23 protein-coding genes are annotated in these 23,170 nt (G+C 71.8%); 16 read left to right on the top strand and 7 right to left on the bottom strand.

Annotated features, from left to right (window positions below; genetic code table 11):
- Positions 1–104: 104 nt before the first annotated feature.
- A complete protein-coding gene (locus ACFXGX_RS00245) occupies positions 105–1,835 on the bottom strand; it encodes a subtype B tannase (protein ID WP_384782951.1) in 1,731 nt (576 codons plus the stop codon).
- Between the two features lie 368 nt (positions 1,836–2,203).
- Here ACFXGX_RS00245 and ACFXGX_RS00240 point away from each other — a divergent pair, with 368 nt between their 5' ends.
- From ACFXGX_RS00240 to ACFXGX_RS00205, 8 genes are all read left to right on the top strand, one after another.
- The gene (locus ACFXGX_RS00240) at positions 2,204–3,286 is read left to right on the top strand and encodes a hydrogenase expression protein HypE (RefSeq protein WP_384782948.1); all 1,083 of its coding nucleotides are present in this window, start codon (positions 2,204–2,206) and stop codon (positions 3,284–3,286) included.
- Positions 3,287–3,336: 50 nt separating this feature from the next.
- On the top strand, positions 3,337–5,118 hold the full coding sequence (locus ACFXGX_RS00235) for a nickel-dependent hydrogenase large subunit (protein ID WP_384782945.1): 1,782 nt from the start codon (positions 3,337–3,339) through the stop codon (positions 5,116–5,118).
- Positions 5,119–5,192: 74 nt separating this feature from the next.
- A complete protein-coding gene (locus ACFXGX_RS00230; RefSeq protein ID WP_384782942.1) occupies positions 5,193–6,104 on the top strand; it encodes a NifU family protein in 912 nt (303 codons plus the stop codon).
- Entirely contained in the window at positions 6,101–6,802 is a 702-nt protein-coding gene (locus ACFXGX_RS00225) for a DUF5947 family protein (protein WP_384782939.1), read from the top strand. Before ACFXGX_RS00230 ends, ACFXGX_RS00225 begins: the two co-directional genes overlap by 4 nt.
- Positions 6,799–7,440 carry a DUF6084 family protein gene (locus ACFXGX_RS00220; RefSeq protein WP_384782936.1) on the top strand — a complete coding sequence of 214 codons (642 nt, stop codon included), beginning with the start codon at positions 6,799–6,801 and terminating at the stop codon, positions 7,438–7,440. Before ACFXGX_RS00225 ends, ACFXGX_RS00220 begins: the two co-directional genes overlap by 4 nt.
- Before the next feature lies 1 nt (position 7,441).
- Positions 7,442–8,881 (top strand): hypothetical protein, encoded by a 1,440-nt coding sequence (locus tag ACFXGX_RS00215; protein ID WP_384782933.1) that lies wholly within the window; start codon positions 7,442–7,444, stop codon positions 8,879–8,881.
- Positions 8,878–9,438, top strand: coding sequence for a hydrogenase maturation protease (locus ACFXGX_RS00210; protein ID WP_384782930.1), 561 nt, complete (start codon positions 8,878–8,880; stop codon positions 9,436–9,438). Before ACFXGX_RS00215 ends, ACFXGX_RS00210 begins: the two co-directional genes overlap by 4 nt.
- A 5-nt stretch (positions 9,439–9,443) precedes the next feature.
- Complete coding sequence (locus ACFXGX_RS00205; protein WP_384782926.1) at positions 9,444–9,560, top strand: DUF6893 family small protein; 117 nt, start codon at positions 9,444–9,446, stop codon at positions 9,558–9,560.
- On the opposite strand, the gene ACFXGX_RS00200 is transcribed toward ACFXGX_RS00205, so the two are convergent.
- Positions 9,536–9,991 carry a helix-turn-helix transcriptional regulator gene (locus ACFXGX_RS00200; RefSeq protein ID WP_384782923.1) on the bottom strand — a complete coding sequence of 152 codons (456 nt, stop codon included), beginning with the start codon at positions 9,989–9,991 and terminating at the stop codon, positions 9,536–9,538. The genes ACFXGX_RS00205 and ACFXGX_RS00200 overlap by 25 nt on opposite strands.
- Positions 9,992–10,079: 88 nt before the next feature.
- On the opposite strand from ACFXGX_RS00200, the gene ACFXGX_RS00195 reads away from it, so the two are divergent.
- From ACFXGX_RS00195 to ACFXGX_RS00160, 8 genes are all read left to right on the top strand, one after another.
- Positions 10,080–10,571 carry a hydrogenase maturation nickel metallochaperone HypA gene (locus tag ACFXGX_RS00195; RefSeq protein WP_384782920.1) on the top strand — a complete coding sequence of 164 codons (492 nt, stop codon included), beginning with the start codon at positions 10,080–10,082 and terminating at the stop codon, positions 10,569–10,571.
- A complete protein-coding gene (gene hypB, locus ACFXGX_RS00190) occupies positions 10,555–11,382 on the top strand; it encodes a hydrogenase nickel incorporation protein HypB (protein WP_384782917.1) in 828 nt (275 codons plus the stop codon). The genes ACFXGX_RS00195 and hypB overlap by 17 nt, the downstream gene beginning before the upstream one ends.
- A gap of 44 nt (positions 11,383–11,426) precedes the next feature.
- Positions 11,427–13,739: a carbamoyltransferase HypF gene (gene hypF / locus ACFXGX_RS00185; RefSeq protein WP_384782914.1), complete on the top strand. Its 2,313-nt coding sequence runs from the start codon at positions 11,427–11,429 to the stop codon at positions 13,737–13,739.
- A gap of 53 nt (positions 13,740–13,792) precedes the next feature.
- Positions 13,793–14,131: a HypC/HybG/HupF family hydrogenase formation chaperone gene (locus tag ACFXGX_RS00180; RefSeq protein WP_328455029.1), complete on the top strand. Its 339-nt coding sequence runs from the start codon at positions 13,793–13,795 to the stop codon at positions 14,129–14,131.
- The gene (gene hypD / locus ACFXGX_RS00175) at positions 14,128–15,246 is read left to right on the top strand and encodes a hydrogenase formation protein HypD (protein WP_384782911.1); all 1,119 of its coding nucleotides are present in this window, start codon (positions 14,128–14,130) and stop codon (positions 15,244–15,246) included. Before ACFXGX_RS00180 ends, hypD begins: the two co-directional genes overlap by 4 nt.
- Before the next feature lie 73 nt (positions 15,247–15,319).
- Positions 15,320–16,309: a hydrogenase expression/formation protein HypE gene (hypE, locus tag ACFXGX_RS00170; protein WP_384783335.1), complete on the top strand. Its 990-nt coding sequence runs from the start codon at positions 15,320–15,322 to the stop codon at positions 16,307–16,309.
- A 203-nt stretch (positions 16,310–16,512) separates the two neighbouring features.
- Complete coding sequence (locus ACFXGX_RS00165; protein ID WP_384782908.1) at positions 16,513–16,869, top strand: DUF779 domain-containing protein; 357 nt, start codon at positions 16,513–16,515, stop codon at positions 16,867–16,869.
- A 75-nt stretch (positions 16,870–16,944) separates the two neighbouring features.
- The gene (locus tag ACFXGX_RS00160) at positions 16,945–18,174 is read left to right on the top strand and encodes a phosphodiester glycosidase family protein (protein ID WP_384782905.1); all 1,230 of its coding nucleotides are present in this window, start codon (positions 16,945–16,947) and stop codon (positions 18,172–18,174) included.
- Between the two features lie 76 nt (positions 18,175–18,250).
- On the opposite strand, the gene ACFXGX_RS00155 is transcribed toward ACFXGX_RS00160, so the two are convergent.
- The 5 genes from ACFXGX_RS00155 to ACFXGX_RS00135 all read right to left on the bottom strand — a co-directional run bounded on the left by ACFXGX_RS00155 (position 18,251) and on the right by ACFXGX_RS00135 (position 23,035).
- Positions 18,251–18,445, bottom strand: coding sequence for a hypothetical protein (locus ACFXGX_RS00155; RefSeq protein ID WP_355772382.1), 195 nt, complete (start codon positions 18,443–18,445; stop codon positions 18,251–18,253).
- A gap of 104 nt (positions 18,446–18,549) precedes the next feature.
- Positions 18,550–19,413, bottom strand: coding sequence for a phosphatidylinositol-specific phospholipase C/glycerophosphodiester phosphodiesterase family protein (locus ACFXGX_RS00150; RefSeq protein ID WP_384782902.1), 864 nt, complete (start codon positions 19,411–19,413; stop codon positions 18,550–18,552).
- Between the two features lie 342 nt (positions 19,414–19,755).
- A complete protein-coding gene (locus tag ACFXGX_RS00145) occupies positions 19,756–20,862 on the bottom strand; it encodes an acyl-CoA dehydrogenase family protein (RefSeq protein WP_384782899.1) in 1,107 nt (368 codons plus the stop codon).
- Positions 20,859–22,061 (bottom strand): acyl-CoA dehydrogenase family protein, encoded by a 1,203-nt coding sequence (locus tag ACFXGX_RS00140; RefSeq protein WP_384782896.1) that lies wholly within the window; start codon positions 22,059–22,061, stop codon positions 20,859–20,861. Before ACFXGX_RS00140 ends, ACFXGX_RS00145 begins: the two co-directional genes overlap by 4 nt.
- A complete protein-coding gene (locus tag ACFXGX_RS00135; protein WP_384782893.1) occupies positions 22,058–23,035 on the bottom strand; it encodes an NADPH:quinone oxidoreductase family protein in 978 nt (325 codons plus the stop codon). The genes ACFXGX_RS00140 and ACFXGX_RS00135 overlap by 4 nt, the downstream gene beginning before the upstream one ends.
- Positions 23,036–23,170 lie beyond the last annotated feature (135 nt).

The raw sequence follows: 23,170 nt of genomic DNA, 5'->3' as shown, positions 1-23,170 counted from the left end.
AGACCTCGGGGGTTTTTAACAAACGCGGCGCGCCTCTGGCCCGCCGGTTTCCCGCGGCCTCGGGGGGGGGGGGGGCCCCCCCCCCGGGGCGGGCCCCCCGCGGCTCACGGTCGGCTCTGCCGGTGCGGCTGGCGCGAGACGGGGCCGTGGTGAGGAGTGGCGAGCGGGTCGCCGGCCTTCCCGACCACCTCGGCGATCCAGGCCATGGCCTCGGGCACGTCGTAGTTGCCGGCGTGCGGCTGGTTCCAGGCGAGCCGGTAGTCGACGTTCTTGACCTGCTGGTCCGCCTCGAGCGCCCGGTCCAGGTTGACCGAGACGATGAAGGACGTGTCCCGGTCGCGGGTGCCGTTGCGGACGTACCAGTTCGGCGCGGTGTCGGCGCTCGTGCCGACGAAGTCCATGGGGTCGATCAGGTGGATCTGGTCGTCGAGGGTCGTGCTCCTCCTTCCGGTGTACTGGTCCCAGGTCAGCCCGGTGTCGTCGGCGCCGCTGCCGTCGCCGGCGACGTCGTTGTGGTTCCAGCTCCACTCGGTGTAGTTCATGTACGTCTGGGTGTACGGGCCGAAGAGGTTGGTCTCCGTCCGGCTGGTGGTGTTCCCGTGCACGCCCACGGCGTCGAAGGCGGGCGTCGTCTTCAACGTGGCCTGGGTGGCCACGAACTTCAGGTACTTCGCCATGTCGACCGACAGCACCTTGTCCGTCGCGTTGTCGACGTCGATCCAGTCGTTGACGTACGACTTGGTGGTGGTCCCGCCGGGCCCGCCGGACGTGATGTCGAAGGTGGCTCCGAGCGCCGGAACGGTGTTGGCCGGGTCGGCCTTCATATAGGTCTCCGCGGAGCGGATCACCTCCTTCTCGATCGTGTCGAGCATGTCGTCGGCGGTGAGCCTGGAACCGTCGGGGTTACGGAGCTTGAGGCTCTTCTCGTACGCGGGGAACCCGGCCGCGATCTCGGCGGCGTCCTCGGGCGTGGCGTTCGAGCCCGTCGCGTCGCGGGTGCCCAGGACGTTGTAGAGCCACTCGTAGGCCGTGTCGGCGTTGCCGAGGTCGGTGATCGGGCAGTACGCGTCGACCGCGAACACGTCGTCGCGCAGGGTGCTGCGGCCCTCGGCGTCGATGCCCGCCGCGCCGATCGCGGCGAGGTGGGAGTCGTACTCGGCGCTGTTGCCCGAGGCGCCCAGGATCGAGGACAGCGCGCCGCCGCCGCTGGTGCCGTTGACGACGATCCGCTCGGCGCTGCCGGGCATGGCGGCGTCGTTGAGACGGAGGTAGCGGACCGCGGCCTTGGCGTCGACCGCCGCGGCGGGGGCCTTGCCCGGTGATGATCCGTCGGCGCCGACCAGACCGCGGCTGCGGTTGGCGACGTCCACGAAGACGTACCCGGCCTTCAGCGCCGCGCCGACGTTGCTCGTCGCGCTGTTGTAGGACGCGCCGTCGGTGACGCTCGCTTTGATGTAACTGGCCATCCAGCCAGCGTTGTTCACCGCGAAGTAGACGGGCGCGCGCTGGTCGTCGAAGGCAGTCTCGGGCACGAAGACGTTCATGCTCTCGTAGCCGCAGCGCGTGTTGCCGATGGTGGTGGAACCGTTGATGCCGGACTGCTGCGCGGCCGCGGCGACCGGGTCGGCGACGTAGCAGAGTTCCTTGTAGGAGCGGACCTTGACCGGCTGTCCGTCGACGGCGACGGTGAGCGTCGTGTAGGCGCCGGCGTCGAAGGCCAGAGCGGCGTCCTCCGGGTCCACGGCATGCGCGTGCGACGCGGTCCGCCCCTGGGAAGCGACCGCGGACGAGGGCACCGCGAACGCCGTCAGGGCGAGTGAGCCCGCTATCGCCATGCCCCTCACACGACGCCCGCGGCCGGGGGCGCGTCCTTCCCCTTCACCCGCCGGACGGGTGGAGGCTGCTCGATCGGAGGATTCCGAGAGCGACTGCATGGGGTCTCCTCTTGTTGCGTATCGAGTGATCCACTGACACCTCGGGCCCAAGGCGTCACGCACGCTACAAGATTGTTAACAAAATACCCAGCAATTTTGCGAACATTTCGCGCCATCCGGCGGCCGCCACACGGCCGGCCGCCGCCGCGAACACGGTGCGGGGCGGCGATAGGGCCCGTTCGCACTTACCGCCGACGCTCCCCGGCGGTAACCATGGGAAAGGCCGTTTGGCCAGCTATGACCTGAATGAGCTGATTCCAGGAGGGCTCATGGACGCCCCGACCGCGACGACGGCGGGCCCGGCCGCGCAGGACGAAGCGCAGGAGGACCCGACCGTCCACATTCTCTGGATCAACGCGGGGCTGAGCTGCGACGGGGATTCGGTCTCACTGACCGCCGCGACCCAGCCGAGCATCGAGGAACTGGCGCTCGGCGCCCTGCCGGGACTGCCCAAGGTGGCGGTGCACTGGCCGCTGATCGACTTCGAGTGCGGGCCCGTGGAGGGCGCGGACAATTTCGTCGAATGGTTCTTCAAGGCCGACCGGGGCGAGCTGGAGCCCTTCGTGCTGGTCGTCGAGGGGTCCATTCCCAACGAGCGGGTCAAGCCGGAGGGCTACTGGTGCGGCTTCGGGGACGACCCGGAGACGGGTCAGCCGATCACGACCAGTGAGTGGCTGGACCGGCTCACCCCCAAGGCGCTCGCCGTGGTCGCCATCGGCACCTGTGCGACGTACGGCGGTATCCACGCGATGGCCGGCAACCCGACCGGCGCGATGGGGGTGCCGGACTACCTCGGCTGGGAGTGGAAGTCCAAGGCGGGCATTCCGATCGTGTGCATCCCGGGCTGCCCCGTGCACCCGGACAACGCCTCCGAGACCCTGCTCTATCTGCTGTACCAGGCGGCGGGCGCGGCGCCCATGATCCCGCTCGACGAGGAGCTGCGGCCGACCTGGCTGTTCGGGGCCACGGTCCACGAGGGCTGCGACCGCGCCGGCTACTACGAGCAGGGGCAGTTCGCGAGCGAATACGGATCTCCCGAGTGCCTGGTCAAACTCGGCTGCTGGGGCCCGGTGGTCAAGTGCAACGTGCCCAAGCGCGGCTGGATCAACGGCGTGGGCGGCTGCCCGAACGTCGGCGGGATCTGCATCGCCTGCACCATGCCGGGCTTCCCCGACAAGTTCATGCCGTTCATGGACGAGCCGCCGGGCGGCCATGTGTCCGCGACGGCGAGCGGTATCTACGGATCCGTCATACGACGACTGCGGAACATCACCGCGAAGACCGTCGACAAGGAACCGAAGTGGCGCGGCAAGGGCGAGGAGCTCACGACCGGCTACAAGGCCCCGTGGTGACCACGGTTACCCGCTGAGCAGGACACTCGACAGGAAGGTGGCGCGGCACCATGGCGACGGCGACGAACAAGCCGGCCGGTGACGGCCTCACGGAGATGTCGTGGGACCCGATCACCCGCATCGTCGGCAGTCTCGGCATCCACACCAAGATCGACTTCAAGGCGAAGCGGGTCGCGGAGTGCTACAGCACCTCGTCCGTCTTCCGCGGGTACAGCGTGTTCATGCGCGGCAAGGACCCGCGCGACGCGCACTTCATCACCAGCCGGATCTGCGGCATCTGCGGCGACAACCACGCCACGTGCTCGGTCTACGCCCAGAACATGGCGTACGGCGTGGCTCCCCCGCACCTCGGCGAGTGGATCATCAACCTCGGTGAGGCCGCGGAGTACATGTTCGACCACAACATCTTCCAGGAGAACCTGGTGGGTGTGGACTACTGCGAGCGGATGGTCCGCGAGACCAATCCCGGCGTGCTCGAACAGGCCGAGCGCACCGAGGCCCCGCACGCGGCCGACCACGGCTACCGCACCATCGCCGACATCATGCGCTCGCTGAACCCGCTGGAGGGCGAGTTCTACCGTGAGGCGCTCCAGGTCAGCCGCTACACCCGGGAGATGTTCTGTCTGATGGAGGGACGCCATGTGCACCCCTCCACGCTCTACCCGGGCGGTGTCGGCACGGTCGCGACCATCCAGCTCTTCACCGACTATCTGACCCGGCTCACCCGCTACGTGGAGTTCATGAAGCGGGTCGTCCCGCTCCACGACGACCTCTTCGACTTCTTCTACGAGGCCCTGCCCGGGTACGAGGAGGTGGGCAGGCGCCGGGTGCTGCTGGGCTGCTGGGGCGCCCTGAACGACCCGGAGTACTGCGACTTCCAGTACGCCAACATGGAGAACTGGGGCCGGCGGATGTTCGTCACCCCGGGCGTCGTCGTGGACGGCAAGCTGGTCACGAACAGCCTCGTCGACATCAACCTCGGCATCCGCATCCTGCTCGGCAGTTCGTACTACGAGGACTGGTCGGGCATGGAGAAGTTCGTCGAGCGGGACCCGCTCGGCAACCCCATCGACGAACGCCACCCGTGGAACCAGCACACCATCCCTGCCCCGCAGAAGCGGGACTTCGACGACAAGTACAGCTGGGTCATGTCGCCGCGCTGGTTCGACGGCACCGACCATCTGGCCCTGGACACCGGTGGCGGCCCGATCGCCCGGCTGTGGTCCACGGCGCTGTCCGGTCTCGTCGACATCGGCTACATCAAGGCCACCGGGCACAGCGTGCAGATCAACCTGCCGCGCACGATGACCAAGCCCGAGATGGCGCTGGAGTGGAAGATCCCGCAGTGGAGCAACGCCCTCGAACGCAACCGGGCCCGTACCTACTTCCAGGCGTACGCCGCCGCTGCCGCCCTCCACTTCGCCGAGCAGGCGATGGAGGAGGTACGGGCCGGACGCACCCAGACCTGGGAGAAGTTCGACGTGCCGGACGAGTCGATCGGCTGCGGCTTCACCGAGGCGGTCCGGGGCGTGCTCTCCCACCACATGGTGATCAGGGACGGCAAGATCGCCAACTACCACCCGTACCCGCCGACCCCGTGGAACGGCAGTGTGCGCGACTCCTACGGCACACCCGGCCCGTACGAGGACGCGGTGCAGAACACGCCCATCTTCGAGGAGAACCCGCCCGAGAACTTCAAGGGCATCGACATCATGCGGGCCGTCCGCAGCTTCGACCCGTGTCTGCCGTGCGGTGTGCACATGTACGTCGGCGGCGGGCGGACCGTGGAGCAGACGCACCTGCCGACGGGGCTGAGCGGACTGGCCGGCTGACCTGCCCGGCATCCGACGTTCATCGCGATCCGACCTTCCTCGCGATCGACCTTGCTCAGGAGAGGGGCTAGCCGATGGCCGGACAGGAGACGGGCGAGCGGATAGGCGCGCTGCTCGACGAGCTGGCGCAGCGGGCGGGACCGGAGGCGCGCGACGTCGCGGACGAACTGGTGCGCTGCCTCATGGAGTTCTACGGCGAGGGCCTGGCCCGGACCGTACGCCTGCTGCGCTCCGCCCCGGACGGCGCGGACCCCCTCGCCGTCCTCACCGCCGACGAACTCGTCAGTGATCTGCTGATCCTGCACGATCTGCACCCCGAGGACACCGCGACCCGGGTGGGCCGCGCCCTCGACAAGGTCCGCCCCTACCTCGGCTCGCACGCGGGTGACGTGGAGGTGGCCGGACTCGACCTGGAGGCGGCCGACGGCCCGACCCTGCGCCTCAGGCTGCGTGGCAGTTGCGACGGCTGCCCGTCCTCCACCCAGACCGTGCGCTGGACCATCGAGGAGGCGGTCGCCCGGATCGCCCCCGAGGTCGCGCACATCGAGGTCGAGGGCATGGCCGAGGAGAGCCCGCAGCCGGCGCTGCTCCAGATCCTGCCGCACCGCCCGGACGACGTCCCGGGCGAGGCGGCGCCGTCCGGGGAACCGGGCGAGGCGGCGCGCTGGTACGAACTCGGCCCGCGCTCGCTGCCGGCGGGCGACGGCGCCACCGGGGTCACCGAGGTCGCGGGCCGCACCCTGCTGCTGATCCGGCTGCCGGGCCAGTTGTACGCCTACCGCAACCGCTGCCCCCTGTGCGCGGCGGGCCTCGCCGCCGCCGTCCTGGACGGCGAACTGCTGGTCTGCGCGGGCTGCGGCGCCGCGTTCGACGTCCGCCGGGCGGGCCGGGGCGACCAGGGCCATCTGGATCCCGTACCGCTGCTGGAGGAGGACGGGTCGGTGCGGGTGGCGCTGCCCGGCGAGCTGCTGGGGGCCAAGCCATGACCGCGGACGTCCTCAGGCAGTTCACCCGGCGGCCGCCGCCCGAGGGCGAGCGCTGCGACCTGTGCGGGGAGCCGCTGCCGGCCGAGCACCGGCATCTCGTCGACACCTCGCGGCGGTCCCTGAAGTGCTCCTGCCCGCCGTGCCATCTGCTGTTCACCCGGCCGGGCGCGGGACAGGGCCGTTTCCGGGCGGTCCCGGACCGGTATCTCACCGATCCCGGGTTCGTCCTGGACGAGGCCGACTGGAACCGGCTGCAGATCCCCGTCGCGCTCGCCTTCTTCTTCCGCAACTCCGAGCTCGGCCGGCTCGCCGCCTTCTATCCGAGCCCGGCGGGCGCCACCGAGAGCGAACTCGACCCGGCGACCTGGGACGCGGTGCTCGGCCGCAGCAAACTGGCGGAACTGCTCGAACCCGATGTGGAGGCGCTGCTGCTGCACCGCGGCCGAAGCGGGGCGGTGAACTGCACACTCGTCCCGGTCGACGTCTGCTACGAACTGGTCGGACGGATGCGGCTGCACTGGAAGGGCTTCGACGGCGGTGCCGAGGCACGCGCGGACATCGCGGAGTTCCTGGAACGGATCACCGCGGCCGCCCGGCCTCTGGCGAACACCGGGAGCGTGGAGAACGCCGGGAACGCGCAGTCCGCAGGGAACGTGGAGAACGCCGGGAACGTGGAGACCGCCGGGGGCGCCCCGTGACCGATCTCCAGTTCACCTGCACCGGTGTGCGCCCCGAACCGTACGGAGCCGGGCCCACGCTGCTGTTCGGACTGCGCATCGAGGAGGCGGACCACCAGCAGGTGCACGCCCTCGCACTGCGCTGCCAGATCCGCATCGAGCCCGCCGGGCGGTCGTACGAGCCGGAGGAGGTCGGCATGCTGGGCGACCTGTTCGGTGAGCCGAGCCGCTGGAACAGCACCCTCAAGCCACTCCAGTTCGCCCACACCTCCATCACGGTCCCGGGGTTCACCGGCACGACGGAGGTCGATCTCCCGGTGCCCTGCACCTACGACACCGAGGTCGCGTCCGCGTCGTACTTCCGGGCGCTGACCCGCGGCGAGGTCCCGCTGCTCCTGCTGTTCTCCGGCACGGTGTTCACCGGCCGCGACGGCTTCCGGGCCGAGCCCGTGCCCTGGCACAAGGAGACGACGTACCGGATGCCGGTGGACGTGTGGCGGAACATGATCGAGCAGTACTTCCCCAACTCGGGCTGGCTGCGCGTCCGGCTGGACGTCCTCGACGCGCTGCGCCGCTACCGGTCCGCGCACGCCCTGCCCTCCTGGGAGCGGGTCTTCGACGAACTCCTCGCCACCGCCGACGCGAAGGGGGCCGACTGAGATGAGCAATCCGCTGGAGGACCGCTTCGAGCGGGCCCGCGCGGTGGCGGACGCCGTCCTGTTCGAGGGATACGTCCTCTACCCCTACCGCGCCTCCGCCGCGAAGAACCAACTGCGCTGGCAGTTCGGCGTCCTGGTGCCGCCCGCCTGGACCGCCACGACCGGGGAACACTCCGTCCAGCGCACCGAGTGTCTGCTGGAGCCCCGCAAGGGCGACCGGCTCCACGCCGAACTGCGCTTCCTGCACGTGAGGCGGCGCACGGTCGAACGGCTCGACGCCGACGGCGGATACACGGAGGTTCCCGAACTCGACCTGCCCGACCGGGTGTTGGTCCCCTGGGACGAGGGACACGAGGAACGCGTCCTGATCCATGAGCCGCTCGACGGACTGACGGGCGATCAGGCACCGGTCCATGCCGTACGGTTCGACCTCCCCGACGCCGTCGAGTACGAGCCGGTGACCGACGCCGAGGGCCGGACGCTGGGCCGTCTCGTGCGGCGCAGAAAGCGGCTGACCGGCGAACTGCGCCCGCGCGTCGAGGAGTTGCCCGGACCGTACCGGGTGCTGCGGCTCACGGTGAGCGTGCACAACACCACCACCGTCCCGGAGCAGGCCGGCGCCGACCGCGAGACCGCGCTCGCCCACAGCCTGATCGGAACCCATCTGCTGTTCGGCGTTCCCGGCGGACGGTTCCTGTCGCTGACGGACCCGCCGGAGTGGGCCCGCCCGGCCGCCGCGAGCTGCCGGAACGAAAGCACCTGGCCCGTGCTCGCGGGCCCGCCCGGCGCGGACGACGTCATGCTGTCCTCGCCGATCATCCTGGAGGATCATCCCGCCGTCGCCGAGGAGAGCCCCGGGCCCCTCTACGACGCCACCGAGATCGACGAGATCCTCTCGCTGCGCACGGCCGCGCTCACCGACCGGGAGAAGCGCGAGGCCCGCGGCACGGACGCCCGTGCCGCCGACGTCATCGACCTGGTCGACGCCATGCCGGGCGCGGTCCGCGAACGGCTCCACGGGGCGATCCGGGGGCTGCGCGAGATCACCGGCGACGACACCGCGGGCGAACCGCCACTCGCCGCCCCCGACACCGGGCTGAGTCTGCCTCAGGGCCCCGGGCACCCCTGGTGGGACCCGGCGCACGACGCCGATGCGGCCGAGGTGCCCGACGCCGTCGTCGTCGACGGCGAGACGGTACGGGCCGGGAGCAGGGTCAGGCTCACCCCCGGCGCCCGGCGCTCCGACGCCCAGGACTCCTTCCTGCACGGCCGGCACGCCACGGTCGAGGCCGTGGTCGGCGACCTCGACGGCGAGACGCATCTCGCCGTCGTCGTGGACGACGACCCGGGCACCGACGTACGCCGGGCCCAGGGCCGCTTCCTCTACTTCAAACCCGACGAGGTGGCACCGCTGAAGGAGCGGGAGGAGGAGGCGACATGACCGGACCCGCACACACCGGCCCGTCCGGTCCGGCCTCAGGGCACGGGACCGGCCGGACTCTCGTCGCCGGAGTCGGCAACGTGTTCCTCCAGGACGACGGATTCGGGGTGGAGACCGTACGACGGCTCGCCGCCCGCGTGCCCGGACCGCCGCCCGGCGTCGAGCTGATGGACGCCGGCATCCGCGGGGTGCACCTCGCCTACCGGCTGCTGGAGGGCTACCGGACGCTCGTACTGGTGGACCTCGTCAGCCGCGACGGTCCGCCGGGCACGCTGTACACGATCGACGTCGGCCCCGAACCGCCCTCTGCGCGGCCCGGACCCGGCCCGCTGGACACGCACGCCATGGACCCCGCCACCGTGCTGGCCCTGCTGCACGATCTGCACGCCGGCGCGGGCGGCACCCTCCCGGAGGAGGTGTACGTCATCGGCTGCGAACCCCTCGACACCGGCGAGGGCATGGGCCTGACTCCCCCGGTGGCCGGTGCCGTGGACGCCGCCGCCGACCTGGTGCTCGACCTCGTACGCCGCGCTCCCTCCGTATCCCGGAGGAGCTGACCACGATGGAGGCAAGGATGGAATGGCAATGGGTTGGCCTGGCCGCAGGCCTCGTAGTGGCCTACGGAGTCGCGAGGAACCTGTCGGACATCCGCCGCTACTTGCGCATCCGGCGCATGTGATCCGGCGGATGCGTGTGATCCGGCGGACGTGCGTGATCCGGCGGACGTGCTCCGGCGCGCGGACTGCCGCCGTCGCGCCCCGCGCGGCCACCGACGTCCTCGAGCTGCACATAGCGCTCCAGGAAGAGATGCAGGGTGCCGTGGAGTTCACCCAGGCGCACGAACCACAGGGCGAGGTTCATGGCACCCTGCTGGGTGATCGCGTAGACCCGGCGTGCGGGGCCGCTCTCCGAGGCACGCCAGTGCGAGGTGACCTCACCGCTGCTCTCCATGCCCCGCAGCAGCCGGTACACATGCGCCTGGTCCGCGTCGCCGCAGCCGAAAGCGCCCAGGCGCTGCACCAGCTCATAGCCATGACCTTGGCGTTCGGCCAGCAACAGGAGCAGCACCGGGGTGAGCAGAGCGCGTCTCTCGACCTCTTGCCCGGTCATCGTGTTCTCAGGGTAACCAGCCACGCGCGGGCCTCACATCCGGGCGCGGGCCCGCCGCGCGGCGGGCCCGCGGCGGGAGGTGAGGGCCGTGCATGAGCTGTCGATCGCCGTGGCGGTCGTCGAACAGGTCGAGGAGGCCGTGCGGGAACAGGGCCGCGCGGTCGTGTCGCTGACCCTGCGGATCGGCGAGCTGGCGGGGGTGGTGCCCGAGGCACTGGAGTTCTCGTTCGGGCTCGCGGCGGAGGGCACCGCGCTGGCGGGGGCACGCCTGCTGATCGAGACTGTCGATGCCCGGGGCCGCTGCGAGGGCTGCGGCCGCGAGGCGCCGACCGGGATGCCTCCGGTGCTGTGGTGCGCCGGGTGCGGGGCGCCGCTGCTCCTGCTCGGCGGCCGGGAACTGGAGATCGTCCGGGTGACGCTGGCCGACGGGCCACCGGACACGAACGGGCCCGCGGACGCTGCTCCGGACGGTAAGGGCGTGACGGGCCCGGGCGGGAAGGGCGCGGACGACGGGCCTCGGCCCGCGCCGTCCGGGCTGCCGGTACGCGACGAGGAGGCGAGCCATGTGCCGCACCGTTGACCTGCATCAGGCCGTGCTCGCCAAGAACGACGAGAACGCGCTGGCCCTGCGGGGCTATCTGGGTGACCGCGGGACGGTGGCGGTGAATCTGCTGTCGAGTCCCGGCAGCGGCAAGACGGCCCTGCTCGAACTGCTGCTCGCGCGCGCCGTGGCGGGCGGTACCCCGGCGGCCGCCGTCACCGCCGACCTGGCGACCGAGAACGACGCGACACGGCTGGCCCGCTCCGGGGCGCCGGTGCGGCAGATCCTCACGGACGGGCTGTGCCATCTGGAGGCGGGCATGCTCCAGCGGCGGCTCGAGGGCTGGCTGCCGGAGGGCACCCGGCTGCTGTTCGTGGAGAACGTCGGCAATCTCGTCTGCCCCGCCTCCTACGACCTCGGGGAGACCCTGCGCATCGCGCTCGCGTCGGTGACCGAGGGCGAGGACAAGCCGGTCAAGTACCCGACGGCCTTCGGGCTCGCGCACCTGGTCGTGGTCACGAAGACCGACATCGCGGACGCCGTCGGCTTCGACCGGGAGGCGTTCCTGCGGGGTGTCCGGCAGGTCAATCCCGGGGTGCCGGTCCTGGAGACCTCGGCGCGCACCGGCCAGGGGGTCGACGCCCTGCTCGCGCACGTCCTGCGCTGCGCGGCCGGCGAGGAGGCGCACGTACCGGTCCTGGCGCGGCAGCACGAGCGGTACCTGCACAGCCACGAGAACGGGAACGGCCGCGAGCACGGCCACGAACAGGAACACGAGCACAGCCACGAACACGAGCACAGTCACGAACGCTCCGGCGGGCACGCACCCGTGGACGGGCAGGCGCGGTGAGGCGGGCCCCGGGGCACGAGCGCCGGCACATCACGGTCACGGGCGTGGTCCAGGGGGTGGGTTTCCGGCCCTTCGTGTACACCCTCGCGGAGGAACTGGGGCTGAGCGGCTGGGTCACCAACAACGCGCGGGGCGTGGAGGCCGAGGTGGAGGGCCCGGCCGCCGACGTCGCGGAGTTCTGCGCGCGGGTCGGGACGCGACCGCCGCCGCTCGCGGTCGTCGAGTCGGTCGAGCACCGGGCCGTGCCCCTGGAGAACGACGGCTCGGTGTTCACCATCCGGCCCTCCTCCGGCGGGCCGGGCCGCACCCTGGTCTCCCCGGACACCGCGACCTGCGACGCCTGTCTGCGCGAGCTCGCGGACCCCGCCGACCGGCGCTACCGGCATCCCTTCATCACCTGTACGCACTGCGGTCCGCGGTTCACGATCGTGACCGCGCTGCCGTACGACCGGGACAGCACCACGATGGCGGGCTTCCCGATGTGCGCGGACTGCGCCCGTGAGTACGCGGACCCGTCCGACCGGCGCTTCCACGCCCAGCCGATCGCCTGCCCCGTCTGCGGTCCCCGGCTCACGCTGCGCACGGGAGCGGACGATCCGGGCGAGCTGCGGGGCGGGGAGGCACTCGCCGAGGCCCGTCGGCTGCTGGCCGAGGGTGCCGTGGTCGCGGTCAAGGGCATCGGCGGCTACCACCTGGCGTGCGACGCGGGGGATCCCGCGGCCGTACGCACCCTGCGCAAGCGCAAGAACCGCGGCGGCAAGCCCTTCGCGGTGCTCGCCGGCTCGCTGGAGACCGTCCGGCGGCTGGCCCATGTCGGGCCCGAGGAGCGGGAGTTGCTCCTCGGGCCGCGCAAGCCGGTGGTCCTGCTGCGTCGGCGGGCGGGCGCGGGCGACGAGATCGCGGCGGGCGTCGCGCCCGGCAGCCCCGACCTCGGCTTCATGCTCCCGTACACGCCGGTGCACCGGCTGCTGCTCGGTCTGCCCGGTGATCCGCCGGGTCCCGCCGTCCTCGTCATGACCAGCGGGAACCGGTCGGGCGAACCCATCGTCACCGACGACGCCGAGGCGCTGACCCGGCTGGCGGGACTCGCCGACGCCTGGCTCGCGCACGACCGGCCCATTCACGTGCCCTGTGACGACTCGGTGGTCCGGGTCTGCGCGGGAGCCGAACTCCCGGTACGGCGCTCGCGCGGCTACGCCCCCCTCCCGATCGCGCTGCCGGTGCCGGTGGTCCCGGCACTGGCGGTGGGCGGCGACCTGAAGAACACGTTCTGCGCCGGGGACGGCCGCTACGCCTGGCTGTCCGCGCACGTCGGGGACATGGACGACCTGGCCACCCTGAACGCCTTCGAGCGGGCCACCGGCCATCTGACCGACCTCACGGCCGTCACACCGCGCCTGCTCGTCGCCGACCGGCATCCCGGCTACCGCGCCACCCAATGGGCGCGGCACGCCGCCGAGGCCCGCGGACTGACGCTGCGCCAGGTGCAGCACCACCACGCCCATGTCGCCTCGGCGATGGCCGAGCACGGGCTCGACGGTTCGGCGCCGGTGATCGGGGTCGCCTTCGACGGGACCGGTTACGGCGACGACGGGGCGGTGTGGGGCGGTGAGGTGCTGCTCGCCGACTACGACGGATACCGGCGGTTCGCCCATCTGGGCTATGTCCCGCTGCCGGGCGGCGACGCGGCCGTACGCAATCCCTACCGGATGGCCCTGTCGCATCTGAGGGCCGCGGGACTGCCCTGGCGGGACGAGCTGCCGTGCGTCGCGGCGGCTACACCGGAGGAGCGCCGGCTGCTCGAACGGCAGCTTGAACGAGGCTTCAACTGCGTTCCGACGTCCAGCATGGGACGCCTCTTCGACGCCGTGTCCTCGCTCGCGGGCGTCTGTCACCGGGTGGAGTACGAGGCGCAGGCCGCCATGGAGCTGGAGAACGCGGCGCTGGGCGACCTGGCGGGGCCGCTCGCCGACGACGAGCGGAACGACGCGTACCGGTTCATGCTGAGAGCGGTCCGTCAGGACCCCGACGCGCCATTGATCGCCGATCCGGCGCCGGTCCTGGCCGCCGCCGTCGCGGATGCCGGAGCCGGCGCCGGGGCGGGTCCGATGGCCCGTCGGTTCCATCGGGCCGTGACCGGTCTGGTCCTGGAGGTGTGCACGGTGGCACGGAAAAGGACCGGCATCGGCATCGTGGCCCTCAGCGGCGGGGTGTTCTGCAACGCCCTGCTCACCGAGGCCTGCGGCGCCGTCCTGGAACGGGACGGCTTCACCGTGCTGAGGCACCACAGAGTTCCCCCCAACGACGGCGGTCTGGCCCTCGGTCAGCTCGTCGTCGCCGCCCGGTCGACGGACTAGGCCGCGTCCGCGGCCTGGCGCGGCGGAGCGCACGAGCGAGGCAGGAGCAAGTCATGTGTCTGGCCGTACCCGGCCGAGTGCTGGAGATCGAGGAACGTGACGCGACGCGGATGGCCAAGGTGGACTTCGGCGGTGTCGTCAAGGACGTGTGTCTGGAGTACGTACCGGACATGAAGGTCGGTGACTACGCCATCGTCCATGTGGGATTCGCGTTGCAGCGGCTGGACGAGGAATCGGCGAAGCAGACCCTGGAGCTCTTCGAGAACCTCGGGGTGCTGGAGGAGGAGTTCGGCGACGCCTGGGGCAAGGCCGCCCGGGACGCCGGCGCCGAACGCCCCGCCGGAACCGGACTACCGCCCCTGGAGGGCGCCGAGAAGGAGGCACGGTCATGAAGTACCTGGACGAGTTCAGCGACCCGGCCCTCGCCAAACGGCTCTTCGACGACATCAGGGCCGTCACCACCCGGCCCTGGTCCCTCATGGAGGTCTGCGGCGGCCAGACGCACTCGATCATCCGCCACGGCATCGACCAGCTCCTGCCCGAGGAGATCCAGTTGATCCACGGGCCGGGCTGCCCGGTCTGCGTGACCCCGCTGGAGATCATCGACAAGGCGCTGGAGATCGCCTCCCGGCCTGACGTGATCTTCTGCTCCTTCGGCGACATGCTGCGCGTTCCCGGCAGCGGACGCGATCTGTTCAAGGTCAAGAGCGAGGGCGCGGACGTACGCGTCGTCTACTCGCCGCTGGACGCGCTGAAGATCGCGCAGGAGAACCCCGACCGGCAGGTCGTGTTCTTCGGCATCGGCTTCGAGACCACGGCACCGCCCAACGCGATGACCGTCTATCAGGCCAAGAAGCTGGGCATCCCCAACTTCAGCCTGCTGGTCTCGCACGTCAAGGTGCCCCCGGCCATCGACGCCATCATGAACTCGCCCGACTGCCGGGTCCAGGCGTTCCTCGCCGCCGGGCACGTCTGCACGGTGATGGGGATGGCCGAGTATCCCGAACTCGCCGAACGGCACCGGGTGCCGATCGTGGTGACGGGCTTCGAGCCGCTCGACATCCTGGAGGGCATCCGCCGCGCGGTGCTCCAGCTGGAGGCGGGTGAGCACACCGTGGAGAACGCCTATCCACGCGCGGTGCAGCCCGAGGGAAGCCCCACGGCCCGTGCCATGCTCTCCGACGTCTTCGAGGTGACCGACCGGGCCTGGCGCGGGATCGGGATGATTCCGCAGAGCGGCTGGCGGCTGTCGCCCAAGTACCGCGAGTTCGACGCCGAGCACCGCTTCTCGGTGACGGGCATCGAGACCGAGGAGTCGACCGTCTGCCGCAGCGGCGAGGTGCTCCAGGGCCTCATCAAGCCGCACGAGTGCGCCGCCTTCGGCAAGGAGTGCACCCCGCGCAATCCGCTGGGCGCGACCATGGTCTCCAGCGAGGGCGCGTGTGCCGCCTACTACCTCTACCGGCGGCTGGAGACCCCGGACAAGGAGGCGAGCTCCGTTGGCTGACTCGGCATACGCCCCGGTCGACTTCTCCTCCTGGACCTGTCCGGCGCCGCTGCGCGACCACGACAGGATCGTGATGGGGCACGGCGGGGGCGGCACGCTCTCCGCCGAACTGGTGGAACATCTGTTCGCGCCCGCCTTCGGCAGCGATGTGCTCGCCGAGCTGGGCGACTCCGCCCATCTGCTGATGGGCGGCGCCCGGCTCGCGTTCTCCACCGACTCCTTCGTCGTACGGCCGCTGTTCTTCCCCGGCGGCAGCATCGGCGACCTCGCCGTCAACGGCACGGTCAACGACCTGGCCATGGCGGGGGCCGTACCGGCCTACCTCTCCTGCGGGTTCATCCTGGAGGAGGGCGTCGAGCTCTCCGTCGTGGGACGCGTGGCCGAGGCGATGGGCGAGGCGGCGCGGACGGCCGGAGTGGTGGTGGCGACCGGTGACACCAAGGTCGTCGACGCCGGTCACGGCGACGGCATCTTCATCAACACCGCCGGGATCGGGCTGATCCCGGAGGGCGTCGACATCCGTCCGCAGCGCGCGGCACCCGGTGACGTGGTGCTGGTCAGCGGGCCGATCGGCGTGCACGGGGTGGCGATCATGAGCGTGCGCGAGGGGCTGGAGTTCGGCGTCGAGATCCAGAGCGACACCGCCTCGCTGGCCGGTCTGGTCGCGGACATGCTGGCCGTCTGCCCCGACCTGCACGTGCTGCGCGATCCGACCCGCGGCGGTCTGGCCACCTCACTGAACGAGATCGCGTCGGCGGCACGGGTCGGCATCAGGCTCGACGAACGGTCCCTGCCCGTCCCGGAGACGGTCGCCAACGCCTGCGCCTTCCTCGGTCTGGACCCGCTGTACGTGGCCAACGAGGGCAAACTGGTGGCCTTCGTGGCGGCCGAGCACGCCGACGCGGTGCTCGCGGCGATGCGGGCGCACCCGCTGGGCAAGGAGTCCGTGGCGATCGGCCACTGCGTCCCCGACCACCCCGGAATGGTGGTCGCGGCCACCGGTCTGGGCGGCACCCGGGTGGTGGACATGCCGCTCGGCGAGCAGCTTCCGCGCATCTGCTGACCCGCCGCGTCCACGCGCACGGCTGACGCCCCGTCGGCCGGCGCGAGCACTTCCGAGGCCGGTCCTCGGTGACGGACCCGCATCACGCGGGTGTCACCGGGGACCGGCCCTTTTCCGTGCCCGGGGTGTGTGTGCAACCCTCTCGCAACGTCCGGTCTGGTCGGCTGGTGCGCGACAGCCGTGAGACCCGAGGGGGAGAGCCGATGGACGTCGTCCCGCGCGTGGAACTGACGCCCGCGGCCGCCGAACTGCTGCGGCGGCTGCGGACCCTGCACGGACCGCTGATGTTCCATCAGTCCGGCGGCTGCTGCGACGGCAGCGCCCCCATGTGCTACCCGGAGGGCGAGTTCCGCACCGGCGGTTCCGACGTCCTGCTGGCCGAGCTGGAGATCGAGGGGGTCGCGGAGCCGGTCTCCTTCTGGATCTCGAAGAGCCAGTACGAACGGTGGAGCCATACGCGGCTCATCGTGGACGTCGTGCCCGGCCGGGGCAGCGGCTTCTCCCTCGAAGCACCCGAAGGAGTGCGTTTTCTGATCCGTTCCCGCGTCGTCGGCGTCTAGCCACCGGGCCGGGTCCCCGTCTCTGGTGCAATTCCCCTGAGTCCTGGCAGAGTTGACGAGACATCAGGGGGCACCGTGACGCGTCTTGGCAGACGGTTCAGAACGGCACTGACGGTCTTCACGGCAACCGGAGCGCTGGCCGGTGCGGCCCTGACGGGGGCGGCACCGGCCGCCGCCGCGGAGGGCGCGACCCGTATCGCGCCCGGCGTCGCGTACACGGAGCTGGACATCCCGGCGGCCAAGGGCGTGGCCCACGCGCATGTGCTGACCGTCGATCTGCGCAATCCTCATGTGCGGGTCGACCTCCTCTACCCCGGCGCGGTGGCGTCGCGGGCTCCCGTGTCGCAACTGGCCGACTCCCGGGGCGCGGTCGCCGGGGTCAACGGCGACTTCTTCAACATCACGGAGACCCAGCATCCGGGTGTCGAGGCGACGGGCGCGACGGTGGGCCCGGCGATCGCGAGCGGCCGGGGTCTCAAGGCCGCGGTGCCCGACGGCCAGCGGTTCGGACCGGCGCTGCCGCCCGGCACGCACACCGAGGACGTGTTCGGTGTGGGCGTCGACCGCCGGGCCCGGCTGGACGACGTGGTCCTCGACGGATCGGTCCGCGGTCCCGACGGCACCTGGCCGCTCGGCGGGTTCAACCAGTACGCGCTCCCGGTGGACTCCCTCGGCGCGTTCACCGCCGACTGGGGAAGCGTCTCGCGGGTCCGCGCGACCTGCGGTACGGACACGAACCGGGCCGCGCCGTGCAGTGCCGACACCTACGAGGTGACGGTCCGCCACGGGCGGGTCGTGTCCGCGGCCGACACTCCCGGCGGCGGCCCCATCTCCCGGGGCACCACCGTGCTGGTCGGCCGCGAGGCGGGTGCCCAGAAGCTGCGGCGGCTGTCCGTGGGCGAGACGGTCGGGGTACGGCACCGGCTGGTCGCGAAGTCCTCCAAGGTGCCCTACCGGTTCGCGGTCGGCGGCTATCCCATGATGACCGACGGGGTGCCCCTGCCGGGTCTGGACGACAGGACCGCCGCCGTGCGCACCGCGGTGGGCTTCTCCGACCACGGGCGCCGCATGCAGCTCCTCGCCCTGGACGGCGCACCGGAGTTCCGCGCCGGGCTCACCATCGCCGAGGTCACCCGGGCGATGGAGCGGCTGGGATCCGAGGACGCCTTCAGTCTGGACGGCGGTGGATCCACCACGATGGTCGCCCGGCAGCCGGGGGCGGACGCCGTCAGTGTCCTCAACCATCCGAGCGGCGGCGCCGAGCGTCCCGTCCCCAACGGCATCGGGGTGTTCGAGGGCCCTTGAGACGCAGGCCGGGCACGGCGTCAGGTCAGGGGTCAGGTCACCGGGTTCGGTCACCGGGTTCGGTCACCGGGTTCGGTCACGGGGTCAGGCTGCCCACGATGTCGGCCGTGGCGGTGAGACCGCTGTGGATGGTCGGGGCCATGCTCGTGCTGGCCAGCAGGAACCCGAGCAGGGCGCAGACCAGGGCGTGCGAGATCTTCAGCCCTCCGTTGCGCAGGAAGATCACCGCCAGAAGCAGGAGCAGCAGCACCACCGAGATGGAAATGGCCATCGTCAACCTCCTCCGCCACGTCCGCTTCGCGGCGTTCGGCCGCAAGTGTGGCGCAGCGGAGGGATCGGCCGGGCAGCTGACGTGTCCCCCGAACGGGTGGTCTTCTACCGTCGGTCGTGGGCGTCCAGGAACTCCTGGAGACCGCCCAGGTCATCGGTGTTGAAGTAGTCGACGCCGGCGGCGAGCAGTTCGCGCCAGAGCGCCTCGCGTGTCGGGCCCGCGAGGTCCGGGGTGGCCCAGAACCGGACCTTCTGCCGGCGCGCGTGGGCGGTGGCCATGATGCCCCGCAGCTTCTCGCGTTCGGCGTCGGGGAACGGGCCTTCGCCCAGCCAGCCGAAGGTGAGGGTCCAGTTGTCGCTGATCAGCGGGATGAGGGAGGCGGGGGCGGTACCTCCGAGGTCGGCGAGCCGGCCGTCGTAGAAGGCGAGCCGCTCGGGCTGCGCCTCCATCGGGACGCGCGCGGCGCGGTCCCCGGAGATCACGGCCGTGACCGGGCCGGGGCGCACCTTGCCGTGCGCGTACGACGTGAACAGGTGCCGGTGGCGGCGCAGATGACGGTCGAGTTCGAGGTACGTCGAGGAGCCCTCGGTCTTGATGTCGACGAGCAGTTGCAGCGGCCGGTGGTGGCCCCGGTACACCGAGCCGTGATTGGCCCTGACGCGGGCGGCCAGCGGTTCGAGGTAGAGGGATTCGAGGGTGCGGGTGGGGTCGAGGTCCACCGGGTCGTGGGCGACGAGGAGTTGGTCGCCGACGAGGTAGATGTCGGCCTCGACACTGCCGAAGCGGTGGTCGAGCGCGTCGAGGAGGGGGCGGGGGTGCTCGTAGTCGTTGTGCGCGTGGGCTCGCCATAAGGGCTGGGTCCGGGGCTTCGTCCCGGCCGCCAGGGCTCGCGGCGCGGGCAGCGCGAACGAGCCCGCGAGGGCGGCGCCGAAGGTGGTGAGGGCTCTGCGCCGGGTGGTGTGGGCCATGCTCTTGCCTCCCTTGAGGATGCCGTACAGGACCTCAGGGAGTATGCGGCCCGCCGAGGCCGGAGAACCGTGCTCCGGGGGGAGTTGGCCGGACCGGCGTGACGTGTTCACTTCACCGGAGCGGGGCGCGATCGGGTGTTCCCTCCCGCTGCCCGGCGCCCGCCCCCCCACCGGGGGGGGCCCCCCCAGCAGAGCGCCCCCCACCGCGGGGCGGGGGGGGGGAGGGGAGGTAGGGAGGTGCGGGTGGGAGCCCCGCCCCCCCCCCCGGGCGCCGCCTCAATCGGAGACGGTGTCAGGGCACTTGTGGGACGCCCCTGTCAGAGCGCTTGCGGGTGGACGAGGTCACGGCGCCGGCAGGTCGACCAGTTCGGCCAGGGCCTCGCGGTGCGCGCCCGCCGTGCCGTAGGCGATGGAGTCGGCCTTGGCGCGCTTGAGGTAGAGGTGCGCCGGGTGTTCCCACGTCATGCCGATGCCGCCGTGGAGCTGGAGCGCCTCCTCCGCCGCGTGCACGGCGACGGGCGCCGCGTACGCCTGGGCGACGGCGACGGCGACGTCACCGTCCGCGCTCGCGGTGGCCAGCGCGTCGGCCGCGTTCCGGGCGGCGGCACGGGTGTTGACGACCTCGAGCCACACCTGGGCGAGCCGGTGCTTGAGCGCCTGGAATCCGCCGACCGGCCGGTTGAACTGCTTGCGCTCCTTGAGGTAGCGGACCGTCTCCGTCAACGAGTGCTCGGCGAGCCCGAGTTGCTCGGAGGCGAGCAGTCCGGCTCCCGCCCGCAGCGCGCGCCGTACGGCACCCGGCGCGTCCGCGGTGAGCTGCCGCGCGGGCGCGGAGTCGAAGGTGATCCGGGCGAGCGGCCGGGTCTGGTCGAGACTGACCTGCGGGACGATCGTGACGGCGTCCGCGTCGACGGCGTACAGTCCGCCGTCCTCGGCCGGAACGAGCAGGACGTCGGCGGCGGCCGCGTCGGCGATGCCCGTCAGCTCCCCGTGCAGGGAACCGTTCTCCAGCCGTACGACCTGGTGGGCGGCGCCCGGTCCGACGTTCAGTGCGACGGCGAGGGCGCCCACGGTCCGGCCGGAGGCGAGCGCGGCAAGCAGTTCGGCCGCGGCCGGCCCCTCGCAGGCCAGCAGGGCCTCGGTCGCGACCACGGCGCTCGTCAGATAGGGCACGGGAGCGACCGCGCGGCCCAGTTCCTCCAGGACCACGGCGGCCTCACGGTGCGTGGCACCCTGGCCGCCCCGGTCCTCGGGCACGAGGAGGCCCGCGAGGCCCATGCCCTCCGAGAGCGCCTTCCACAGCTCGGCGTCGTGCGGGGTGCCCGACTCGCTGCGGGTGATGACGTCCGCCGCGGCGCAGCGGTCGGTGAGGAGGTCGCGGACGGCGGCGCGCAGCGCCTCTTCCTCCTCGGTGTAGAGCAGATCGGGCTCGGTGCTCACCTGGCTCATCGGGCGAGGTCCTTCCATGCGACGTCCTTGTCGGTGCGCGGCTCGGACGGCAGGCCGAGGACGCGTTCGGCGACGATGTTCAGCAGGACCTCGCTGGTCCCGCCCTCGATGCTGTTGCCCTTGGAGCGCAGGTAGCGGTATCCGGCGTCCCGGCCGGTGAAGTCGACGAGTTCGGGCCGGCGCATCGTCCAGTCCTCGTACAACAGGCCTTCCTCGCCGAGGAGTTCGACTTCGAGGCCGCTGATCTCCTGGTTGAGCCGGGCGAAGCCGAGCTTCATGCCGGAGCCCTCGTGGCCGGGCTGGCCCTGGGCGAGCTGCTGGCGCAGCCGTTCGCCGGAGAGCCGGGCGACCTCGGACTCGACCCACAGCCTCAGCAGCCGCTGGTGCGTGTCGTGGGTGCGCAGTTCGGGCCGCTCGCGCCAGGTCTTCGCGACCGGGCCGATCATGCCGCCCTCGCGCGGGATGCGCATGCCGCCGATGGAGACACGCTCGTTCATCAGGGTGGTCTGCGCGACCCGCCAGCCGTCGCCGACCTCGCCGAGGCGGTGCGCGTCGGGGATGCGGACGTCGGTGAGGAAGACCTCGTTGAACTCGGCCTCGCCGGTGATCTGGCGCAGCGGCCGCACCTCGACGCCCGGGTCGGTCATGTCACAGATGAAGTAGGTGATGCCCCGGTGCTTGGGCAGATCGGGGTCGGTGCGGGCGATGAGGATGGCCCAGCGGGCGACGTGGGCGCTGGAGGTCCACACCTTCTGCCCGTTGATCACCCAGTCCCCGCCGCCCTCCGGCGCGTCACCGTCGGTGCGGACGGCACGGGTGCCGAGCGCGGCGAGGTCCGAGCCCGCGCCGGGCTCGCTGAAGAGCTGGCACCACACCTCCTCGCCGACCCACAGGGGGCGCAGGAAGCGGCGCTTCTGCTCCTCGGTGCCGAAGCCGAGAATGGTCGGGGCGGCCATGCCGAGGCCGATGCCGATCCGCCGGGGGTCGTTGTCGGGCGCGCCCGCGGCCGCGAGTTCGGCGTCCACGACGGCCTGGAGGCGGCGCGGGGCGCCGAGTCCGCCGAGGCCCTCGGGGTAGTGCACCCAGGCGAGGCCGGCGTCGAAGCGGGCCCTGAGGAAGTCCAGCCGGTCCGTTTCCCCGGGCGGGTACGCGGCCAGCAACTCCTGGGTGCGGCGGCGCAGTTCGGCTGCGTCGGTCATGCGGCGGCTCCGTTCTCCAGTGTGGGCACCACGGCGATCCGCCCGGTGGTGACTCCGTCGGCGACCCGCTGCACGGCGGCGGCGGCACCGCTCAGCGGCACCCGCTCGCTCACCAGCGGCTTGATCGCGCCCCGTGCGGCCAGCTCGGTGAGCTGCTCGTGGCAGTGCAGGACGAGCTTCGGGTTCTTGGTGTTGTACAGGCCCCAGTGCAGGCCGAGGACGCCGTAGTTCTTGACGAGGGCGTGGTTCAGCGCGGGGCTCGGGATCGAGCCGCTCGCGAATCCGACGACCACGATCCGGCCCTCGAAGGCGACGACCTTCGTGGACTGGGTGTAGGCCTCGCCGCCCACCGGGTCGTAGATCACGTCCGCGCCGCGTCCGCCGGTCGCCTCCTTGACGGCGCCGATCACGTCCTCGGAACGCCGGTCGACGACGACGTCGCAGCCCAGTTCGCGCGCCACGGCCGCCTTGTCGGCGCCGCCCACGACACCGATGACCCGGGCGCCCGCCGCCTTTCCGAGCTGCACGGCGGCGCTGCCGACGCCTCCGGCGGCCGCGTGGACGAGCAGCGTCTCGCCGGCCTCCAGGCGGGCCCGGCGGTGCAGGCCGAACCAGCCGGTCTGGTAGCCGATGTGCAGGGCCGCGGCCTCCGCGTCGTCGAGGGCGTCGGGCGCCGGCAGCAGGGCGGCGGCGTCCGCGACCGCGTACTCGGCGAAGCCGCCGTGCGGCAGCGCGGGGTTGGCGATCACCCGGCGGCCGTCCTCGGTCTCGCCGCAGATCTCCACGCCCGGCGTGAACGGCAGCGGCGGCCTGACCTGGTAATGCCCGCGGCACATCAGCGCGTCCGGGAAGTTGATGTTCGCTGCGCGCACCTTGAGCAGGACCTGGCCGTCACCGGGCGTCGGCCGATCCACCTCCAGGAGGCGCATCGCCTCTGCGGGCTCGCCGTTCTGGTGCACTTGCCATGCCTGCATGCGGGGCCTCCAGGGGGCTGTGTCGGCTGACCGGGGTCCTTCGCATACTAAGCGGTCGCTTGCCGCCCTGGGAACAGCGGACGCCCCACGTCTTCACCAAGCCCCGCGCCCGGCGCCCGCGGCCCCTGCCTCGCC

The organism is Streptomyces sp. NPDC059371 (assembly GCF_042751995.1).
In the GTDB taxonomy this organism is placed as follows: domain Bacteria; phylum Actinomycetota; class Actinomycetes; order Streptomycetales; family Streptomycetaceae; genus Streptomyces.
Note: the sequence above shows the minus strand (reverse complement) of the source record. Positions and strands in the feature narration are given on the sequence as shown.